The sequence below is a fragment of the Halomonas fontilapidosi genome (genome assembly GCF_014192285.1).
Taxonomy (GTDB): Bacteria; Pseudomonadota; Gammaproteobacteria; order Pseudomonadales; family Halomonadaceae; genus Halomonas; species Halomonas fontilapidosi.
In genome coordinates, this window is the sequence record NZ_JACHXQ010000002.1 from 167,982 (window position 1) to 186,315 (window position 18,334).

Annotated in this window: 17 protein-coding genes; 8 read left to right on the plus strand and 9 right to left on the minus strand. The window is 68.5% G+C overall.

From position 1 onward, the window contains the following. Window positions 1-79 precede the first annotated feature (79 nt). Window positions 80-985, plus strand: a complete 906-nt coding sequence (locus tag FHR95_RS04385) for a cation diffusion facilitator family transporter (RefSeq protein ID WP_183313512.1) — start codon at window positions 80-82, stop codon at window positions 983-985. 15 nt (window positions 986-1,000) lie between these two features. Here the strand turns inward: FHR95_RS04385 and FHR95_RS04390 are convergent, their stop codons facing one another. Continuing rightward, window positions 1,001-2,704 (minus strand): MBL fold metallo-hydrolase, encoded by a 1,704-nt coding sequence (locus FHR95_RS04390; protein ID WP_221199210.1) that lies wholly within the window; start codon window positions 2,702-2,704, stop codon window positions 1,001-1,003. A 161-nt stretch (window positions 2,705-2,865) separates the two neighbouring features. Between FHR95_RS04390 and FHR95_RS04395 the strand changes: the two genes are divergently transcribed. Then, on the plus strand, window positions 2,866-3,294 hold the full coding sequence (locus FHR95_RS04395; RefSeq protein ID WP_040187319.1) for a RidA family protein: 429 nt from the start codon (window positions 2,866-2,868) through the stop codon (window positions 3,292-3,294). 20 nt (window positions 3,295-3,314) lie between these two features. On the opposite strand, the gene FHR95_RS04400 is transcribed toward FHR95_RS04395, so the two are convergent. The 4 genes from FHR95_RS04400 to FHR95_RS04415 all read right to left on the minus strand — a co-directional run bounded on the left by FHR95_RS04400 (window position 3,315) and on the right by FHR95_RS04415 (window position 7,583). Then, window positions 3,315-4,172, minus strand: a complete 858-nt coding sequence (locus tag FHR95_RS04400) for a DUF6544 family protein (protein WP_183313513.1) — start codon at window positions 4,170-4,172, stop codon at window positions 3,315-3,317. A 107-nt stretch (window positions 4,173-4,279) separates the two neighbouring features. Continuing rightward, entirely contained in the window at window positions 4,280-6,028 is a 1,749-nt protein-coding gene (locus FHR95_RS04405) for a mechanosensitive ion channel family protein (RefSeq protein WP_183313514.1), read from the minus strand. A 45-nt stretch (window positions 6,029-6,073) separates the two neighbouring features. Next, a complete protein-coding gene (locus tag FHR95_RS04410; protein WP_343065176.1) occupies window positions 6,074-7,042 on the minus strand; it encodes a L,D-transpeptidase family protein in 969 nt (322 codons plus the stop codon). Window positions 7,043-7,226: 184 nt separating this feature from the next. Then, the gene (locus FHR95_RS04415) at window positions 7,227-7,583 is read right to left on the minus strand and encodes a hypothetical protein (RefSeq protein WP_183313516.1); all 357 of its coding nucleotides are present in this window, start codon (window positions 7,581-7,583) and stop codon (window positions 7,227-7,229) included. A gap of 151 nt (window positions 7,584-7,734) precedes the next feature. Here FHR95_RS04415 and FHR95_RS04420 point away from each other — a divergent pair, with 151 nt between their 5' ends. The 5 genes from FHR95_RS04420 to FHR95_RS04440 all read left to right on the plus strand — a co-directional run bounded on the left by FHR95_RS04420 (window position 7,735) and on the right by FHR95_RS04440 (window position 14,311). Further along, window positions 7,735-8,889 (plus strand): ChaN family lipoprotein, encoded by a 1,155-nt coding sequence (locus FHR95_RS04420; RefSeq protein WP_082042730.1) that lies wholly within the window; start codon window positions 7,735-7,737, stop codon window positions 8,887-8,889. After that, a complete protein-coding gene (locus FHR95_RS17255; RefSeq protein WP_183313517.1) occupies window positions 8,886-10,859 on the plus strand; it encodes a M1 family aminopeptidase in 1,974 nt (657 codons plus the stop codon). The genes FHR95_RS04420 and FHR95_RS17255 overlap by 4 nt, the downstream gene beginning before the upstream one ends. Window positions 10,860-10,937: 78 nt before the next feature. After that, entirely contained in the window at window positions 10,938-11,345 is a 408-nt protein-coding gene (locus FHR95_RS04430) for a glutaredoxin family protein (protein ID WP_040187321.1), read from the plus strand. Window positions 11,346-11,478: 133 nt separating this feature from the next. Then, a complete protein-coding gene (locus tag FHR95_RS04435) occupies window positions 11,479-13,200 on the plus strand; it encodes a chloride channel protein (protein ID WP_221199211.1) in 1,722 nt (573 codons plus the stop codon). Further along, a complete protein-coding gene (locus FHR95_RS04440) occupies window positions 13,187-14,311 on the plus strand; it encodes an extracellular solute-binding protein (RefSeq protein ID WP_246378375.1) in 1,125 nt (374 codons plus the stop codon). Before FHR95_RS04435 ends, FHR95_RS04440 begins: the two co-directional genes overlap by 14 nt. 15 nt (window positions 14,312-14,326) lie before the next feature. Here the strand turns inward: FHR95_RS04440 and FHR95_RS04445 are convergent, their stop codons facing one another. From FHR95_RS04445 to FHR95_RS04455, 3 genes are all read right to left on the minus strand, one after another. Then, window positions 14,327-14,761, minus strand: coding sequence for a GFA family protein (locus tag FHR95_RS04445; protein WP_183313519.1), 435 nt, complete (start codon window positions 14,759-14,761; stop codon window positions 14,327-14,329). A gap of 133 nt (window positions 14,762-14,894) precedes the next feature. Beyond that, entirely contained in the window at window positions 14,895-15,536 is a 642-nt protein-coding gene (locus tag FHR95_RS04450; RefSeq protein ID WP_183313520.1) for a hypothetical protein, read from the minus strand. A 3-nt stretch (window positions 15,537-15,539) separates the two neighbouring features. Beyond that, complete coding sequence (locus FHR95_RS04455; RefSeq protein WP_183313521.1) at window positions 15,540-16,769, minus strand: methyltransferase; 1,230 nt, start codon at window positions 16,767-16,769, stop codon at window positions 15,540-15,542. 128 nt (window positions 16,770-16,897) lie between these two features. Here FHR95_RS04455 and FHR95_RS04460 point away from each other — a divergent pair, with 128 nt between their 5' ends. Beyond that, window positions 16,898-17,764: an SDR family oxidoreductase gene (locus tag FHR95_RS04460; protein ID WP_183313522.1), complete on the plus strand. Its 867-nt coding sequence runs from the start codon at window positions 16,898-16,900 to the stop codon at window positions 17,762-17,764. 68 nt (window positions 17,765-17,832) lie between these two features. On the opposite strand, the gene FHR95_RS04465 is transcribed toward FHR95_RS04460, so the two are convergent. Then, on the minus strand, window positions 17,833-18,303 hold the full coding sequence (locus FHR95_RS04465; protein ID WP_183313523.1) for a GFA family protein: 471 nt from the start codon (window positions 18,301-18,303) through the stop codon (window positions 17,833-17,835). Window positions 18,304-18,334: the final 31 nt, after the last annotated feature.

The following is an 18,334-nucleotide window of genomic DNA, read 5'->3' on the forward strand; positions in this document are numbered from 1 at the left end:
AGGCGTTGAGCGCCTGGCGTTTCTTCCGCAAGGAGGGCTCGGCTAGTATGGGGAATCCCTGATACACCGAGCCCCGTCCATGCAAGCCACCCTCGAGCAGCGCGCCCTCAAGCTCTCCATCCTCGTGACCCTGGGGGTCTCCAGCCTCGGGGTCACCTTCGGCCTGCTGGCCGGCTCGCAGTCGATCCTCTTCGATGGCGTCTTCTCCACCATCGATGCCGCCATGTCGGGGCTGGCGCTGCTAGTGGCGCGGCTTGCCGTGCGCGAGGCAAGCGAGCGCTTCCAGCACGGCTACTGGCACCTGGAGCCGCTGGTCGCCGCGCTCAATGGCAGCATCCTGATGCTGCTGTGCTTCTATGCCTTCCTCACCGCCCTGCTCGACCTGCGCGAGGGGGGCCGTGAGCTCGCCTTCGACCTGGCGATCGGCTATGCGGTGGTGGTGGCCATCGTCTGCTTCGCCATGACCGCCTACCAGCGGCGCATCAATCGCACGGCCGACTCGGAGTTCGTGCACATCGACATGCAGGGCTGGCTGATGGCGGCGCTGATCACCACCTCGCTGCTGGTGGCCTTCATCATCGCCCGCGTCCTGCAGGGCACTGCCTGGGCGCATTTTACCCCCTACGTGGACTCAGTGCTGCTGATGGTGCTGACGGCCAGCTTCATGCCGGTGCCCATCGGCATCGTGCGTCGCGCCATGAAGGAGGTGCTGCTGATCGCGCCCAGCGAGATCGACCGCGAGGTGCATGCGGCCATGGCCCCGGTGATGGCGCGCGATGGGCTGCTGCGCTATTACAGCCACGTGGCCAAGGCCGGCCGCGGCCACTACATCGAGATCCATATCGTCACCACGCCCGAGTACGGACAGGGCCAGGGCATCGCGGTACTCGACGAGATCCGCGAGCAGATCAGCGCCGGGCTGAGCCCGCCGCCGGAGCGGCGCTGGTTCACCGTGGCCTTCACCGCCGACGAGCGCTGGGCGTGACGCTAAAGCCACCCCTTAGCTCTCCCTCGGGACCCACTGCCCCGCCTGCTGCACGGCGCGTCCCTCGGCCTCGAGCTTGAGCAGGTGGGCCAGCGCCGAGCGCGCCGCCACCCCCAGCTTCTCCGCCGGCACGTCATCATAGGCGTGGCGCGTCAGTGCCTCCAGGCTCGCCGGGGCGTAACGTGCCAAGGCCCGGCGAACCTTGTGCTCCCGGGCCAGGCGATGGGTGACCAGAAAGTCGATGGCGGCATGGGCCTCGCCGATCAGGAAGCCGTGCCCCGGGGCAATGGTATCGAAGGGCTGCTCGCCCAGGGCCTGCAGGGCAGCCAGATAGTCGGCCATGTCGCCGTCTGGCGGATTGATCACCACCGTGGAGCCCTGCATCACCTGGTCGCCGGCGAACAGCAGCCGCGCAGACTCCAGCAGGTAGCAGAGATGATTAGAGGCGTGCCCCGGGGTATGCAGCACCTTGAGCGCGCCCGCGGGCGTTTCGAGGCGCTCGCCGTGGCGGGGGCAATAATCAGGCGCGAAGTCGGCGTCCTGGCTCTCTCCTGCCGGTGGCGGAAGGCCCACCAGTTCGGCGCCGGTGCGCGCCTTGAGCCAGGTCGCCCCCGGCGAATGGTCGATATGGGTATGGGTCACCAGTACCCGTGAGATCTTGCCCGCGGTCAGTGCCAGCAGCCGGTCCAGGTGGACTGGATTGGCGGGGCCGGGATCGATCACCAGGACGTCATCGCCATCGCCGAGCAGGTAGCTGTTGGTACCGGAGCCCGTCATTGCCCCGGGATTGGGGGCGGTGACCCGGGTGACGCCCGGGGCCAGTTGGACCGCCCGGCCGGGCACGATCTCGGCGCTGGCCGTCCCCTCTCGGTGAGGGTCCAGACGACGCACCTCGGCATAGGCCGGGGCATCGGGCTCTACCTGCCAGGCCTCACCACCCTTGCGGGCCGGCCAGGGCCGGCTGGGGCGCGGCGTCGGCGGATTGGCATGGGCATAGCGCAGCAGCGCCTCGCTGGTGGAAAAGTCGCCCAGCAGGCGCAGGGTGCGCAGGGTGGGATAGCCCAGCGACAGCCGGCCGTCGCGATGATCCGCCAGGGTCGCGGCAGGTGTGCGCCAGGCGTGGGCGATGGTCTCGCTGCCGTCATGCCCCGCCTGCTGGCCCGGCGGCGCCAGGGCCACGAAGAAGCGCGTGTCGAAGCGACGCGGCGCGCCCGGGGGCGTCATCCAGTGGCCCAGATAGGCCAGCCGGTCCAGCGGCAGGCCGAGGCCATGACGTTCACACAGTGCGCGAAAGCTGATTTCCCCGCGCCGCAGCGCCTCGCGCCCTTCGGTCAGCACCGGATGATTCGCCGCGGGCAGGTGTCCGTGGGCGTCCACGGCCAGCAGCAGGCCGGCTTCCTCGAAACACTCCCGCAGGGCCGCGATCATGTAATCGGCCCCGCCCTCGTCGAGGCTAAGGGTCTGGCTGATGGTGGCGTCGTCGCGGCCCGAGGCAAAGGCACGAACCTCTGGGTCCTGGGGGTCCACGGCGCCGCCGGGAAAGACGAAATAGCCGGGCAGGAAGGCTGCCTGCCAGGTGCGCTGCAGCAGCAGGACCTCCAGGCCGCGGTCGCTGTCGCGCACCAGGGCCAGGGTTGCGGCGGGACGAATCTCGATCATGGCCTGCTCCACCTCGACGTGCCAGTCGGCGCAGGTGGAACATGGGGGGGCGTAGCTCATTGGTGGGCTCTCGTCAGTGGGTACGTCTGAGCCCAGAAATACCATGCCGATGGCGAGGCGCCCAGCTCCCGATAAGCGCAGAACGCCACGCTGAAGTTTCGACGGCAGCACGACGACATGACTAGACTCTTCAGGTATCGCGAACCAAAACGAGGGTTTTCATGCCTGACTACCACAACGATTCCACCCTGCCCCTGCCGCTCTTTCCCGGCAGCCACATGGTAATCGACGACGACTATGTCTTCCTGTCGGGACTGACCGCCGCGGATATCCAGGGCGGCGAGACGGTGATCGGCGACATCGTCGAAGAGACCCGCCTGGTGATGCGCAGCCTTCAGCGCATGCTGCGCTCCGCCGGCTGCGACATGGCCGATGTGGTGCGCAGCGACGTCTATATCACCGACCTCGACCTGACCCGCGACATGGACGCTACCTACGCCGAGTTCTTTGCAGACCATCGCTATCCGGCGCGCACCTGCACCCAGACACCACGCCTCTATGGCGGGGGCCATGTCGAGATTACCGTGATGGCACGTCGCCCCGCCGAGCGCGAGGCGTCCGACTCGGAGGCAGAGAAGGAGAGCGACTGACGGCGGCCAGCGCCATGCCCTTATCCGTCGCGCCAGACTTGCTCCCGCGCGCCCGGGAAGCGGACCTCGGTGATCTCGGCGATGAAGAACGGGAAGTAGTCGTGCGTGCCGAAACCGTTTCCGGCCTCCACTCGGAACGGCAGGCGATAGCCGTCGACCTCGCGGAAGTCGGACAGACATCCCCCGAAGGGCTGGCGGCGATAGACCCTCTGGGAATTGGCATCACTCCAGCGCTGGAAGCTCACCCGGACCGGACATCCCTCGGCATCGACACTGACGTCCACGGCCTGGGAGAGCGTGCCCCGGGTCAGCGTGACCCGCGCCGTGTTCGCGTCCACGTCCTCCCAGGCAACGCCCGGCCCCGGCAGCACGGCGGCAGGCGACCAGAACACCGCCTCGGCCGCCTGGCGGCCGTAGGCCGAAAGCGCATGGTCGGCATTGCCTCCCAGGCGCGCCACGGGCAGCAGTCCGAAAAGCCGAAAGCGCGTCCAGCGGCCCGAGTCCGAACCGGAAAGCGGCAGGCCGCTGCGGGTGCGCATCGCCCAGACGAAGCCGTGGGGCGCGGCCAGGATCTGGCGCGCCTGCATGGCCTGGTAGCGCGGCGTGGCGCGGGTACCGAGACCGAACTGACCACGCATGGCCAACTCGACTACCGGCCAAAGCGGTGTGCCGGGCCGGATGACGAAACGAAAATAGCGCTGGGCCGGCTCGGGCAGCCCGTGCAGCATAGCCTTTGAGAAGCGCGCCGGCTCGGCTGGCTGGTGGGCGGCCAGTCGTGCCCATTCGTGTCGCCGGGCGCGGCGGTCGCACAGTGCGAGAACCCCCAACCCCAGTAGGGCGACACCTAGCACTCCCACGGCGCCCCACAGCATCGTCATCGCGACCTCCCTCTCTCACTCGGGCACGGCGAAGGCTTACGCCAGCTCCCGCCCCGCTTTCCGATCGGGCCAGGCGCGATTCGCCGGTCTGCCCATTGCTTGCCGACTTAACCGGATGATGTCTCGCCGCCCTGCGTCGGCGGAGCCTCGACCTCCTCCACCGTGGCCGGTCGTCTGAGCCGTCGCTTGGCCGGGATGTCGCCGCGCGCGATATCGTGCTCGCTGAGCACCACCACGTCGCGGGGCCACCATTCGGGATGCTCGTCGCGGATGAAGGCCATCAGTTTCTCCCGGACCTTGGCCTCGGCTTCCCAGGCGCTCATGGCCTCGGGGCCCATTAGATAGAAGGATATCTCCTGGGTGGCCTGATGCTGACCGGTGACGAAACACGCCAGCTTGTGGTGGTCGATGACCCCTTCCTCGGCCATCGCGAACTCCTTGAACTTCTCCCTGAGGGTTGCCACGTCGGCGCTGAGGTGAAGGGTCAGCTCAATGGTCCGATAAAGCTTGGCATGCTTCGAGGAGAGGTTCTCGTAAGGCTTCGAGACGAAGTACTTCACCGGCACGACCAGGCGCCGCTCATCCCAGGTCCGCAGGCGAATGAAGGTATAGAAGATGGCCTCCACGTAACTCCATTGCCCCTCGAAGACCACCAGGTCACCGATGCGGATCGCCTTGGTCAGCGAGATCTGGAAGGAGGCGAGAATGTTGCCGAGTACTGCCTGGCCGGCGACCCCCACCAGCACCGTCACCACACTGGCCGAGGCCAGCAGGGTCACGCCGAGGGTCTCGAACAGGCTGACCTGGGCGATGACGTAGATCGCCACGACCATCACGGTCATCAGGATCACGGCGCGACGCAGGGCAAAGAGGGTGGTCAGCAGTTTGCGCTCGTCGCGACTCCGGGAGTCGTCGATTTCGCCCACCAGGCGCCGCGTGATCCTGATCAGCAGGGTATCGACGAGGCGAACCGCGACAAGGCCCACGCCCCAGGCCATGATGACGACCAGCAGGCCGCGAAAGATGGCAGTGACCATGCCAGAGAAGGAGACCACATAGTCGAGCAGCCACTGCGCCAACAATGCCATGGCGATGAAGGCCATGGGCAGCCGGATCATCTGCGCAAAGACGCTGGTCAGTCCCGCCGGAAGGCGACTGGCCAGCAGGCCCATCAGCGCATGGATCAACCACCCGACCGAACCGGTGATAAGCAGGAAAACCGGGATGGCGAACCACTCCCAGAGCTTCAGTATGCCGGCGGCGCCCTGGAAACGCTCCGGAATGTGGTCCTCCAGCCAGGAGGGGCCATATTTCTTGTAGAGGGCGGGAATCGCAGCGATCGTCTCCGGCACGATCAGCCAGACAGGGTCCTGCTCTCCCGCCCGGAATCGGGCGGCCCGCACCTCATAGCTCTGACCGTCGATTTTGAGAGTGGCGAGCCTGAGGTTGCGTCGTGACTGGCCGGCACGGGGGCTCTGGCCCGAGGTCGCCTCGACCATGGCATCCCGACGGGAGGAAAGCGTCGAAAGGTTGATCCACTCGCCCCGCTGAAGGACGGCGGCAAGTTGCCTGGCAATCACCGCCCCGCGCTCGGCCTGCTGTTCGGGACTCAGGTCGCGAAGATCGAGGTGATGGGCCGCGGCTGAATAGTTCTCCTCCGCAGACAGCGCCAGGAAGCTGCGTACCGCATCACGAGGCGTCTTGCGATCGACCTCCTCGGGAGGCGGACCGAGGCCGGCATTCACCGAATCGACGCTGAACCAGCGCGTCTCCTCTCCCTCGTTCTGGGCCACGGCGAGGCAGGAGACGATCAGCAGCAGCCATACCGGCAGAATCCGTGCATGCGGAGTCTTCATACGCGTCCTTCCCGAGTTGTCGAAAACGTCCTGTCACGACCGTCGTTACCCCTCCCGGCGAGTCTCCAGCTGACCGTGCCAGGGTCGCATGGCCAGGATCTCGTCGAACCAGCGCAGCGGCTCGGGCGCGGTGACCGCTTCCGGCAGCGGCGCCAGTGCGACCGGCTGCCAGCTGCTGGCCTCCAGCGATTGGCGCAGCCGCGCGTAGTCCACGGCCATATCGGCTGCGGCCTCGTTGGCCTGCAGCTGGCTGAGCGCTTCCAGCAGGTCCCCCATGCCATTCTGCTGATCCGAGAGGGGCTTGAAGGACTGCACGTAGAGGCGCTCGCCCTCCAGCCCCACCTTCACCGGCATGTCGATGAGGTTGACACGCTCACCGACCTCGATACGCGAGAACAGCGCTTCGATGGTCTCCGGCATCATGCGAATACAGCCGCGGCTGGCGCGCATTCCGATACCATCCGGGCGGTTGGTGCCATGGATCAGATAGCCCGGAATATCGAGCATGATGGCATGCTGGCCCAGCGGATTGTCAGGACCGGGCGGCACCACCTCGGGCGGCGGCTCGCCGTTCTCCCTGGCCTCCTGACGGACCGACTCGGGCGGATACCAGGCCGGGGCCTTGAGCTTCATGGTGGTCCTGGTCACGCCCAGCGGGGTATCGAAGCCCTCCCGACCGATGCCGATGGGATAGGTCTCGACACGCGGCGTATCGCCCTCGGGCGTATCCGGATAATAGTAGAGGCGCAGCTCCGACAGGTTGATCACGACACCCTCGCGCTGTACCGGCGGCAGGATGTAACGCGCTGGAATCACCACCTCGGTGTCCGGCGCAGGCGCCCAGAGACTGACCTCGGGGTTGGCGTTGCGGATCTCCTCGTAGCCGACGTTGTGCTCACGGGCAATGTCGAGCAGCGTCTGACCCTCTCGGGTCTCGACGGTATAGACCTCACCGACCATATTGCCGGTCTCGGGCAGCGGGTAATGGCCGCGAGGCCATTGCGGCTCGGCCATGGCTGCCACCGACGGGAGCAGCAATGCGAGAGACAGCGCCAGAGGACGGCAGCGCCTGGCCAGGGGAGCAATCGTAAAAGCGTTCATGGTGCGCAGGGACTCTAGGACGTCATCGGGAAGGGAGTTTTGCGAACAGTGTTCCATGGGGCCCGCGTCACGGCAACAGGCCATGCAAGACCCCGTTTCACCCGCTCCCCAGCCGCTCGATACGCTCCAGCGTCAGCCGCCGCCCCTCGCTTCTCGAGAAACGGAACAGGCCTTCGACGCGCACGGCCTCGCCCAGATAGGGAGCGATCCGCTCGTGGGGGAAGACCTCGACCCGGTTGAGGTCCTCATCCTCGATCCAGTAATGCAGCGGATCCTCGAAGTGGCGCACCACGCCGTGGGTCGCCACCTGGCGCTCATCGTGGGCGGCGGGATTGTTCGCCAGTACCGGCAGCGGTACCTCGCTGACCGGTGCCTCCCCGCCGCAGCCCGTGAGCAGTAGCGCGACAAGCAGTGTCACCGCCGTTGGGTTGGCGCTTCTCCGGCGTGCTTTCATCGTGTTTCTCCCGCTGGTCGAGGGTCGTCCACTATGAACGATGCCGGCGTCAGTATCGCCCAGAGGCTGCGACGCCGTCATGGCCTGAGCGCTTTTCGTCCAGGCGGGCTCGGGGTAACGTGAGCCAACGCCCTTCTATCGAGAGTCGCCAATGTCGCGAATCCGCTCCCTCTCCGTTCGTTCACTGTGCGCCTGGGCCGCCCTGGCCTGGCTGGCCCCGCTGCCGGCCCTGGCCGATGACTGCCCCGCCCCCGGCCAGTGGCAGGTCAACGGCAATGAAACACTGACCACCGCCGACCTGGCGACGCAGCTCGCCGATACGCGCGTGGTGCTGCTCGGCGAGCAGCATGATCGTCTCGATCACCATCGCTGGCAGCTTCACACCCTGGCGGCCCTGCATGCCCATCGCCCATCGATGGTGATCGGCCTGGAGATGCTGCCACGCGAGGCCCAGCCGGCACTGGACGCTTGGGTGGCCGGCGAGCTCGACGAGGCGGCCTTCCTCGAGCAGAGCGACTGGCATCAAGCCTGGGGCTTCGACCCCGAGCTCTACCTGCCGATCCTGCACTTCGCCCGCATGCAGCGCATCCCGCTGCTGGCGCTCAACGTCACCCCCGAGCTGCGCGGCCGGCTGGCCAACGACGGCTGGGCCGCGGTGCCGGAGCAGGAGCGTTTCGGCATCACGCCGCCGGCCCCGGTGCTGCCCGCCTACCGCGCCTCGCTGGAGGCGGTCTATGCCCAGCATGCCAACCGCGATGGCGACCCGGCGGATGTCGAGCGCTTCATCGCCGCCCAGCTGGCCTGGGATCGCGCCATGGCCACGGCCCTGGCCGAGGCCGCGACGGACGGCACCCTGGTGGCGGGGCTGATGGGTGGGGGCCATCTGGCCAACGGTGACGGCGTGCCCTATCAGCTTGACGACCTGGGCCTCGAGAACCACCGCAGCCTGCTTCCCTGGGCACCGGGTGCCGACTGCCAATCCCCGCGGGCCGAGGCCGATGCGTTCTACGTGCTGGGCGACGAATCTGCCTTTCAGCTGCCGGACCCGCCGCGCCTGGGCGTGCTGATCGGCGAGCATGAGGACGGCGTGCTCGTTCAAGGCATTGCGCCGGACAGCGTGGCCGAGAAAGCCGGCCTCGCCGAGGGCGATGTCATCGTCACCGCCGCCGGCCAGCCCATGGCGGCGCCTGCCGACCTCACCACGGTGATCCGACGCCAGGCCCCGGGCACCCTGCTGCCACTGGACATTCGCCGCGACGGTGAGCTCAGGGAAGTGCTGGCACGCTTCCCGAGCCCGGGCGCGTGAATCGCTCGGCTCAACGGCTGGCGAGCGGGCTCTGTGGCCTGCTCTGGCTGGTAAACGTGGGGCTGGCCTGGGGCGAACCGGCAGCCCACACGGCGGCCCGCACCCTGAGCATCCAGTTCGATCCGGCCACGCGCGCCCTGCAGGGTGAACTGCGCCAGCCCCTGCCGGAGGGCGGACACTTCCGCCTGATGGAGGGCCTGACGGTGATCGCTGCCCAGCGCGGCGATGAGACCATCCGGGTCACACAGGATGCCAAGGGACGCTGGCAGCTGCCGCCGGGCGACACCGGCACGGACGACGAGGCCTCGGTAACGCTTCGCTGGCAGGGCACCCTGCCCGAGGCCGGCGAGGGTGATCGGCATCGCGTAAGCGTCGAGGGTAGCCTGCTGCCGACGCGCGCCGGCTGGTACCCGCACCTGGCCGACGCGGCCGTCCCGCTGCGGTTGACGGTGCGAGTGCCGGCAGGACAGCGGGCCCTGGGCAGCGGCTCGCTGCTGGAAGAGCGAGAGGTAGAAGGCGATTACCTGGCACGTTTCCACCACCCCCACACCCGCGAGGTGGAGATCGCCACCGGCCCCTGGCAGCTGCGCGAGCGCGAGACCGAGGGCGTGCGGCTGCGCACCCTCTTCCCGCCGGGCCTGGATGCCGCCTTTGCCGAGACCTATCTGCAACACAGCGCCGAGCACCTGGCCCTCTTCCAGTCGCGCCTGGGACCGCTGCCCTATTCGAGCTTTTCCATCGCCGCCTCGCCGGCACCGGTAGGCATTGCCTTCCCCGGCTTCACCCTGCTCGGCGAACGCGTCATCCCGCTGCCCTTTATCCCCCGGACCTCGCTGGCCCATGAGCTGATGCATGCCTGGTGGGGCGCCGGGGTGAACGTCGACTACGCCAGCGGCAACTGGTCCGAGGCCCTCACTACCTACCTGGCCGATCACGCCCTGGCTGAACAGAGCGGCGAGGCCGAGTCCCTGCGCCGCCGCTGGCTGACGGACCTGGCCGCCCTGCCAGCCGCCCAGGAATCCGCCCTGGTGGCCTTTCGCGGTGACCCCGACCCGGCTGGCCGTCTGATCGGCTACCAGCACGGCGCCCTGCTCTTCCACATGCTGCGCCAGCGCATCGGCGACAAGGCCTTCGATCGCGGCCTACGGCGCCTGGCCGAGCAGTGGATGCACCGCACCGCCGACTGGTCGGCCTTGATCGACGCCTTCGGCGAGGCCGCAGGCGAGCCGCAGGACGCCTTTTTCGCCCCCTGGCTGACACGGCCCGGGCGCCCCTCGCTGCAGCTGGAATCAGTGCGGCTGGACGCCAAGGGCAGCGGCTACCGGCTCCGCGGCGAGCTGGTCCAGCGCGGCCCCCATGCGCCCTGGCCGCTTGAGGTGCCCCTGGTGGCGGAAACCCAGACCGGTCCGGTCCGCGTCATACAACCCATGGAGGGCCAACGACAGGCCTTCGATATAACGTTGAGTTCGTACCCCCTGGCCATGGAGGTGGATCCAGGCGCCGACCTCTTGCGCCATCCCGGCGCAATGCCGGCCATCCTGCGCCAGCTGATGCTGGACCCGACCACCCGGGTGCTGGCCCTGGACGAGGCCCATCGTCCCCTGGCCCGCCAGGTGCTGGGGCGCCAGCCTGATGCGCTCGACGCGTTCGCCGACCGGCCGAAGGATGCGCCTTCGCCGCTGCTGGTGATCGGAACCACCACCGCGCTGCGCGAATGGCGCCAGGCCAACGACCTGCCCGCGCCGCCGAAGCCGCTGGAGACAGCGGGACAGGCCCGCTTCTGGATGATCCCGGAACAGCGGGTCGGCCTGCTCAGCGGCGACGATGCCGGCGCCCTGGCGCGGCTTGCCGGTTCCCTGCGCCATCACGGCCAGCGCAGCTATGTGGTACACGGCGGCGATGGCGAGACCCGTGACGCGGGTACCTGGGAGGTCGAGGAGAATCCGCTACGCGTGACCTTCCCCCGCTGACGGGATAGCCCCGGGGCGCTCGGGCAGGCATCATGGTCGCCCCTGACCATCCATCGTCCACGAGGTTGATGACTGCCGATGAGAATCCTGATTCGCACCTTCTTCCGTGGCCTGCGCGCCGTGCTGGGGCCGGTCATGCTGGCTTCCGAAAAGCTCTCCACCCCCAAGGCCATCGCGCGCAGCCCCGATGAGCAGGCCCGCGTCGACGCGGCATGCCGCAACCTCTCGCTCTACCAGTTCCGCACCTGCCCGTTCTGCATCAAGGTCCGCAAGGAGATCGCCCGCCTGGGACTTGATATCGAACTGCGCGACGCCCGGCTCGACCCCGATCACCGCCGCGAGCTCGCCGAGGGCGGCGGACGCGTCAAGGTGCCCTGCTTGCGGATCGACCACGACGACGGCACCACCGAGTGGCTCTACGAGTCCGACGACATCAATGCCTGGCTGAACCGCCACTTCGGCGAGGCCGACGCCCAGGCCGCCTGACCGTCGCGCCTGCCCCCTGGCGCCGGGCGCGGCGCCCCGGCAATTCGCGGCAGCACTTGCCCTGCCGCGAGTGGCCGCCTAAACCTTGTGCATGGACACCCTTCCGCTACGCCCCGTTTCCCGCCGTGGTCCGATGGCCGTCATCCGCTTCCTGGGGCTGGTGCTGCTGGGGGCCATCGTGGGTGGCGTCGCCGCCCTTCTCGCCGTGGCCTTCGTCAGTGCGGTCTTGGCCCTCAACGATCTGCTGCTGATCTCACCGCGCAGCCGCATGATGTTCGACCATCCCGGCCTGCTGCTGGCCGCGACAGTTGCCGTGCCGGCGCTGGGCGGCCTGGTGGTGGGCCTGCTGCACCGCGCGATCCCCGAACAGCGCCCCCATACGCCGGCCGACGTCATCGCTGCGGTTCAGACGCGCCACGGCCGGCTGCCGGCCCGGGCCGGCGGGCTCTCGGCATTGAGCGCCCTGGTCTCGCTGGGCGCCGGCGCCTCGGTGGGGCAGTACGGTCCCCTGGTGCAGCTGGGTGCCAGCCTTGGCTCGCTGGGGGCGAGGGTGCTGCGGCTGGGGCGCTCCGACGACAACATCACCATCGCCTGCGGGGTCGCCGCGGCCATCGCCACCGCCTTCAATGCCCCACTCGCGGGCATCGTCTTCGCCCACGAAGTGGTACTTCGCCACTATGCGCTGCGCGCCTTCGCCCCGGTGGCCGCGGCGGCGCTGGTCGGCTACGTGATCGCTACCAATGTGCTCGACCAGGGCGCCCTCTTTCACGTTGCCGAGACCGCCGTGCCTCGCCCCTGGGAGTTCATGGCCTTCCTCGCCATCGGCGGCCTGGGCGCCCTGGTCGCCGGGGCCTACATGCACACCATTCTGGGGATGACGCGAATCGCCGGCTCGCTGCCCCTCGCGCCCGCGCTGCGCCCGGCCCTGGCCGGCGCCCTGCTGGGGCTCACCGCCCTCTGGGTCCCCGACATCCTCGGCATGGGCCAGGAGACCCTGCGTTTCGCCACCATCGCCGGGGCCTTCGGCAGTACCGAGCTGCTGCTGGTGCTGGTGCTCAAGATCGCCGCCACCGGTCTCTGTCTGGGAATGGGCTTCAGCGGCGGCGTATTCAGCCCGGCGCTGGTCATCGGCATGCTGTTCGGGGCCCTGTGCGGCAGCCTGGTCGGCCAGCTCAGCGGCGCGCCTCAGGAGACCTTCGTCTTCTACGCCGTTTGCGGCATGGTCGCGGTGACCTCGCCGGTGATCGGCGCGCCGCTGACCAGCCTGCTGATCGTCTTCGAACTGACCGGCAGCTATGCGCTGACCACGGCGGCCCTGGCCAGCGTGACCCTGGCGAGCCCCATCGCGGCCCAGCTATTTGGCCGCTCGCTGTTCGATATCCAACTCGAGGGGCGCGGCCTGGACCTCTCCGCCGGGCGCGGGCGCGCCGTTCTGCGCGCCACCCCGGTGACCGAATACCTGACCAAGGCGTGCGTGACCCTGGACCCGCAGAGCACGGTGGCCGAGGCCGTAACCGCGCTGTGTCAGGCACGCCATGGCGAGGGCTATCTGGTCGACGGCCAGGGGCGCTATCGCGGATGCGTGAGCCTCGCCGACCTGGAAGCCGCGCGGGAGGCGGCAGCGGGGCCGGTTCGCGTCGACGAGGTAGCCCCCCTGGCACGACCGGTGCTAAGGCCGGACACCTCGCTATGGGACGCCATGGCCGAACTGCAGGACGTCACCGGCGAGGCCCTGCCGGTGATCGATCCCCACGCCGATGATGCCTTCCGGGGGGTGGTCTTCGAGTCAAGCATTACCCGCGCCTACCTGGCGCACAGCGACGAACTGAGACGGGAAGAACATGGCACGGGATGACCGGAGCCGCCGTTGGCCGGCAAGCGCACCGGGGTTGGCGCTACTGTGGCTGGCGTTATTCATCGCCATGCCCGTCCAGGCGGAGGACGATACCCTCAGCGTGCTGAGCTGGGGCGGGGCCTATGAGCGCGCTCAACAGGCGGCCCTGTTCGCGCCCTATACCGCCGCCACCGGCATGCGTATCGAGGTGGCACGCTACGACGGGGGGCTCGAGGGCCTGCGCCGTGCCGTGGCCGAAGGCGAGGTGCCCTGGGACCTGATCGACATGACGCGCAGCGAGGCCATGGCCGCCTGCGCGGAAGGGCTGCTCGAGCCGCTCTCCCCCGAACTGCTGGCACCGGCCCCGGACGGCACCCCGGCGGAGCAGGACTTCCTGCCGAACTCCTTCGGCCGCTGCGCGATCACCCACAGCATTTTCGCCACCGTGGTCGCCTACCGCCAGGACGCCTTCCCCGGCACGCGGCCCGAGAGCATCGCGGATCTCTTCGATCAGCAGCAATTCCCTGGGCCCCGGGCGCTGCAGCGCACCCCGGCGGTCAATCTGGAGTGGGCACTGCTCTCCTATCGCGTCCCCCACGAGGAGCTCTACGACCTGCTGAGCACCCGGCGCGGACTGGATCTGGCGTTAGCGCGCCTCGACGAGTTGCAGGAGATCCAGTGGTGGGAAGCCGGAGACACGCCGGTGCGGCTGCTGACCGAGGGCGAGGTGGTCATGGCGTCGGGCTACAACGGCCGCTTCTTCGATGCCATGGTCAATCGCGGGGCGCCCATCGACATCCTCTGGGACGGCCAGGTCCAGGAACACGAGACCTGGGCCATCCCCCGCGGCGCCCCCAACCCCGAGACGGCCCGCGACTTCCTGCGCTTCGCCACCACCACCGAGCGCCTCGCCGACCTGTCGCGGCACATTCCCTACGGCCCGGCCCGTCGCTCGGCAGCGGCGCGCGTCACCACCCATCCCGATAGCGGCATAGACATGCGTCTGCATATTCCCACCCATCCGCTGAACGCCGAACGCGCCCTGGCCAAGGACGAAGCCTGGTACGCACGCACGCTGGGGCGCATCGAGGACTACTTCCGGGCCTGGCTCGAGGAGCGGGAGGGGCCGTAGCACCCTCCGGTCACGTCACTCGTCGAGGGTCTCCCCCGTGCCGCCCAGCTCGGCGGGCACGTCGCGCATCTTGGGCAGGCCATCGGCAATCCGCAGCACCGTCTCCTGATAGTGGACATGCAGGGCCGGCTCGAAGGTCAGGCCGGGGAGGATCGCCGCATAGACGTCGACCAGCCCCATACCGGGATGCTCTGTCAGCACATGGCCGCCGCAGCTGCGACACCACTGGCGCAGGCTGGCCGGCGTCCGCTGGTAGCTCCCCAGCGTGTCGGCCCCCTGGACCACCTCCACCGCCTCCGGCTTCCACAGCGTGAAGGCGTTCACCGGCCCCGCTGACCAGTGGCGACAGTCCTCGCAGTGGCAGAAGCCCATGGCCTCCGGCTCGCCGGTCACCCTCAGCTGGACAGCACCGCAGAAACAGGCGCCGTGATAGGTCTTGGATTCGCTCATCTCACACCTCCAGGGAAGGGTTCTCTCTACAAGAGAATCCCCCTGTAGTGTAGAAGCTACGTCTCTGACCCCGCGAGGCCGCAGCGCGAGAGACAACATGTCGCTGCGAGCGTCGCGGGACGACGCGTCTGCGTCAATACGCCATCAGAGAGTGCACCAGCATGATCTCACAAGCCCCCTGTCCGGTATCGGTGCGCGTGGTGCTGGTCCGCCATGCCCAGTTCTCGCCTTCGATATCCACCAGATGGCCTCGCAGTGTCACCCTATCCCCGGCCTCGAGGCGCTTGAGCGACGCCAGCGTCGTGGCATTGCCGGCCAGCATATGGATGTTGCTGCTGTTCAATGCGATCGCCCGAGCCGGGATAGGGGGCCGTGAGTCGGTGCGCCAGTAGTACCAGCGATTTCGCTGCGAGATCTCCAGCGCCTCAATCACCCGATCCTCGGCCATTGGCCCCCAGCCCAGCGCCAGGTCGAGCGGCGAGAGACGCGCGTCCCGGCCCAGCCGATAATCCTGTACCGACAACACTCTGGCCTTGAGCTCGAAGGTGGCACGGGGCACCACCTGGACGTCATGACCCTCGACGGGCAAGCGACGCGATGCAGCATCGATATCGCCCTGGCGAGGCGGCTCCGTGATGGAGAGCAGCGGCTCACCCGCGGCAAGCGGATGATGCTCAGCGATGGCCGTCGCTACCTGCTCGGCGGGCGGCGCTATCACGAAATGAAAGATCCCCCAGCCGATCAGGCCAATCAGCGCAATACGTTTCCAAGGCATGGTTCAATGCGTCTCCCAATCCGGAGAGGGATGGCGGCTTGTCCGCAGCAGCAGATTGCGCGGCGTCAGCTCGCGGTCGCAGAAGGTGCCGAGCTCGACCCGAAACCCCGCCTCCTCGAGGCGTCGCTGGCGGTCCAGCACCAGCCACACCTCAAGCGGGCGACGGAAGAGGTGGCGCACCAGCTCGAGGCGCGTCACCTCGGCCAGGCGTTGCTGGCCTTGCTGCTCGAAGGCGTGCCAGTCGACGTCAGTCGGCAGCGTCAACCCCTTGCGTTCGGCCGCCCAGCGGCAGAACCCGGCGAAGCTGTCGGGCATGCGACCATAGGCGAGGCTTGGCACCGGCAGATAGGCATCCCGGCCACGAACCTGACGCTGCAGGGCATCGAAGCCCAGCCGCCAGGCATTGGCCCGCTCGCGATGCCGGCGCACATGGCGCGGTGCGGTCACGGTCTCCTGCACCGCCATGGCCAGGTCCTCGCGGGAGAGCGACAGGCCGTGCTCGGCGACCAGCTCGCGCCCCTGCTGCGAGAGGGGCCGATAGTGCGCGTTGGCGGTGCGGTGATAGCAGCAGGGCGCCAGGCTCACGGCGCTGCCCCGCTCGGCGGCCAGCTCGATCAGCCGTTCGTGCAGGTCGCCGCAGGCATGCAGGGCCGCCACCTGGGTGTCTGCCGTCAGCCAGCGGGCGGCATCGGGGGCCAGCACGTCCTGCTGCGCCAGCTGCACCCGGGCCCCCTGTCGCTCGGCCAGCGCCTCGCCATCGCGGCAGAGCGCGGTCTGCCACTCCAGGCCGGTAACATCGCGCTCGAGGTGGCGGGCCAGGGTTCGGGACAGATGGCCCTTGCCCGCACACCATTCCACCAGCCGGACGTTCGGCAGCGCCGCCATGCGGGGGACGAAGGCCGCCACCTGCTGCCATTTACGCCCCCCCATGTGTTCGGCCCACGGTGCTGGCGGGCCAGGGCCCTCGGCCGGCAGCTCGGGTAGCTCGACAAGCGCGGCGAGTTCCGCCACCGGCAGGTGCTCGGCCAGAGGAGAGGCGCAAAAGGGGTCGGCCTGAAGACGCGTGCAGGCGTCGTCGTCAAGAGAGAGCAGCGTGTCGGCGAGGCCGGGGTAGGTCGACCGCCATGGGAGCCGGCGATGCTGGAACGGCATGGGCTGCCACAGCGGCTGCCACTCGGCCAGCAGTTCGGTCAGTCGCGCGAAGCGCTCGGCATGGTAAGAGGTATCGGGCATGGCAAATCGACCTCGGCACAAGCACGCATTGTAAGGGCAACACGACCGGCTTGCATGGCCTGCCCGCAGGCGACAGAGTGCGAACGAGACGTCGAACTCGTCCGCCACCCCTGTCAGGAGCCCCACCGATGCCCTCCTCTCCCGACGCCGCCCGCCGCAGTGTGCTGGTGAGCGGCTGCTCCAGCGGTATCGGCCTCGCCGCCGCCCAGGCCCTGGCCCATCGCGGCTGGCGGGTATTCGCCACCGCCCGGCGCGACTCAGACCTGGCCAGGCTACGGGATGCGGGCCTAGAAGCCGTGGCCCTCGAGCTGGACGACAGCGCCTCGATCGAGGCCTGCGTCGCGTCGGTGCTGGAGGCGACCGGCGGCCGGCTCGATGCGCTGTTCAACAATGCCGCCTATGGCCAGCCCGGGGCCGTGGAGGATCTCAGCCGCGAGGTGCTGCGCGCCCAGCTGGAGACCAACCTGCTCGGCACTCACGAGCTCACCTGCCGAGTGCTGCCGACGATGCGCCGCCAGGGCCACGGGCGCATCGTGCAGAACAGCTCGGTGCTGGGCCTGGCTGCCCTGCCCTACCGCGGTGCCTATGTCTGCTCCAAGTTCGCCCTGGAGGGGCTGACCGATACCCTGCGCCTGGAACTCAGCGGCAGCGGCATCCAGGTCAGTCTGATCGAGCCGGGGCCGATCTCCAGCCGTTTCCGCGAGAACGCCTATCGCGCGTTCAAGGCGCATATCGACACCGCCCACAGCGCCCATGCCGAGACCTACCGGGCCGTGGAGGCGCGGCTGGCCGGCGAGGATGACGGCGGGCGCTTCACGCTCGGCGCCCAGGCGGTGGTCAACAAGCTGGTGCACGCGCTGGAGAGCCCGCGCCCCAGGGCGCGCTACTACGTAACCCTGCCCACCCACCTGTTCGGTACCCTCAAGCGCCTGCTCGGCAGTCGGGCCCTGGACTGGGTGCTGCTACGCTCCACCCGCGACGAGCGCCAGCTTTGAGGACCCGGCAAGACGAGCGCTGATCATTGCCACGCCAACACCATCGGCGATGACGCCGATGCCTTTTGCTAGCACTCGAGGCCCAGGCGCTGATGCCACTCGGCGAGGCTCTCCTCGGGGTAACCGGCAAAGCACTTGTCGTTGTCGTGGGCTTCGACCTCTACCCAGGAAGCCTTGCTGTCGAGCAGCAGATGGACTCGTTCCGGCGGGACCGGCAGCTTGCTATCGATCGCCGAAGCAAAGGGATGTACCAGTTCGGGCCAGCTGGGGTCGAAGACCCATAGCGCGCTGGCGCAGCGGCCGCAGAAGTGACGCTCGCCCGGGCTCTCTTCGCCGTCGATCACCGCATGGTAGATCCGCGTGTGCTCGGCACCTTCCACTTCGAGGGTCTCGGCGAGGGCGCCCAGGTTGATGGCGTAGCCGCCACCACCGGCAGTCTTGCGACAGATCGAGCAGTAGCAGCGCTGGTAGGGATAGGGATGGGGAGAGTCGACGCGAAAATGCACCGCGCCGCAGTGGCAGGACCCTTCGAGCAGCATGTCGATACCTCGTTGGTAAGCACGGGAGGAA

Bases quoted from the DNA above. Each gene is read 5' to 3' on its own strand.
- FHR95_RS04415 (WP_183313516.1), bottom strand. From the start codon at position 7,583: ATGAAAGCACGCCGGAGAAGCGCCAACCCAACGGCGGTGACACTGCTT.
- FHR95_RS04435 (WP_221199211.1), top strand. From the start codon at position 11,479: ATGGCCGTCATCCGCTTCCTGGGGCTGGTGCTGCTGGGGGCCATCGTG.
- FHR95_RS04450 (WP_183313520.1), bottom strand. From the start codon at position 15,536: ATGCCTTGGAAACGTATTGCGCTGATTGGCCTGATCGGCTGGGGGATC.
- FHR95_RS04390 (WP_221199210.1), bottom strand. From the start codon at position 2,704: ATGAGCTACGCCCCCCCATGTTCCACCTGCGCCGACTGGCACGTCGAG.
- FHR95_RS04445 (WP_183313519.1), bottom strand. From the start codon at position 14,761: ATGAGCGAATCCAAGACCTATCACGGCGCCTGTTTCTGCGGTGCTGTC.
- FHR95_RS04465 (WP_183313523.1), bottom strand. From the start codon at position 18,303: ATGCTGCTCGAAGGGTCCTGCCACTGCGGCGCGGTGCATTTTCGCGTC.
- FHR95_RS04420 (WP_082042730.1), top strand. From the start codon at position 7,735: ATGTCGCGAATCCGCTCCCTCTCCGTTCGTTCACTGTGCGCCTGGGCC.
- FHR95_RS04385 (WP_183313512.1), top strand. From the start codon at position 80: ATGCAAGCCACCCTCGAGCAGCGCGCCCTCAAGCTCTCCATCCTCGTG.
- FHR95_RS04460 (WP_183313522.1), top strand. From the start codon at position 16,898: ATGCCCTCCTCTCCCGACGCCGCCCGCCGCAGTGTGCTGGTGAGCGGC.
- FHR95_RS04430 (WP_040187321.1), top strand. From the start codon at position 10,938: ATGAGAATCCTGATTCGCACCTTCTTCCGTGGCCTGCGCGCCGTGCTG.
- FHR95_RS04405 (WP_183313514.1), bottom strand. From the start codon at position 6,028: ATGAAGACTCCGCATGCACGGATTCTGCCGGTATGGCTGCTGCTGATC.
- FHR95_RS04410 (WP_343065176.1), bottom strand. From the start codon at position 7,042: ATGGCCGAGCCGCAATGGCCTCGCGGCCATTACCCGCTGCCCGAGACC.
- FHR95_RS04440 (WP_246378375.1), top strand. From the start codon at position 13,187: ATGGCACGGGATGACCGGAGCCGCCGTTGGCCGGCAAGCGCACCGGGG.
- FHR95_RS04455 (WP_183313521.1), bottom strand. From the start codon at position 16,769: ATGCCCGATACCTCTTACCATGCCGAGCGCTTCGCGCGACTGACCGAA.
- FHR95_RS04400 (WP_183313513.1), bottom strand. From the start codon at position 4,172: ATGACGATGCTGTGGGGCGCCGTGGGAGTGCTAGGTGTCGCCCTACTG.
- FHR95_RS04395 (WP_040187319.1), top strand. From the start codon at position 2,866: ATGCCTGACTACCACAACGATTCCACCCTGCCCCTGCCGCTCTTTCCC.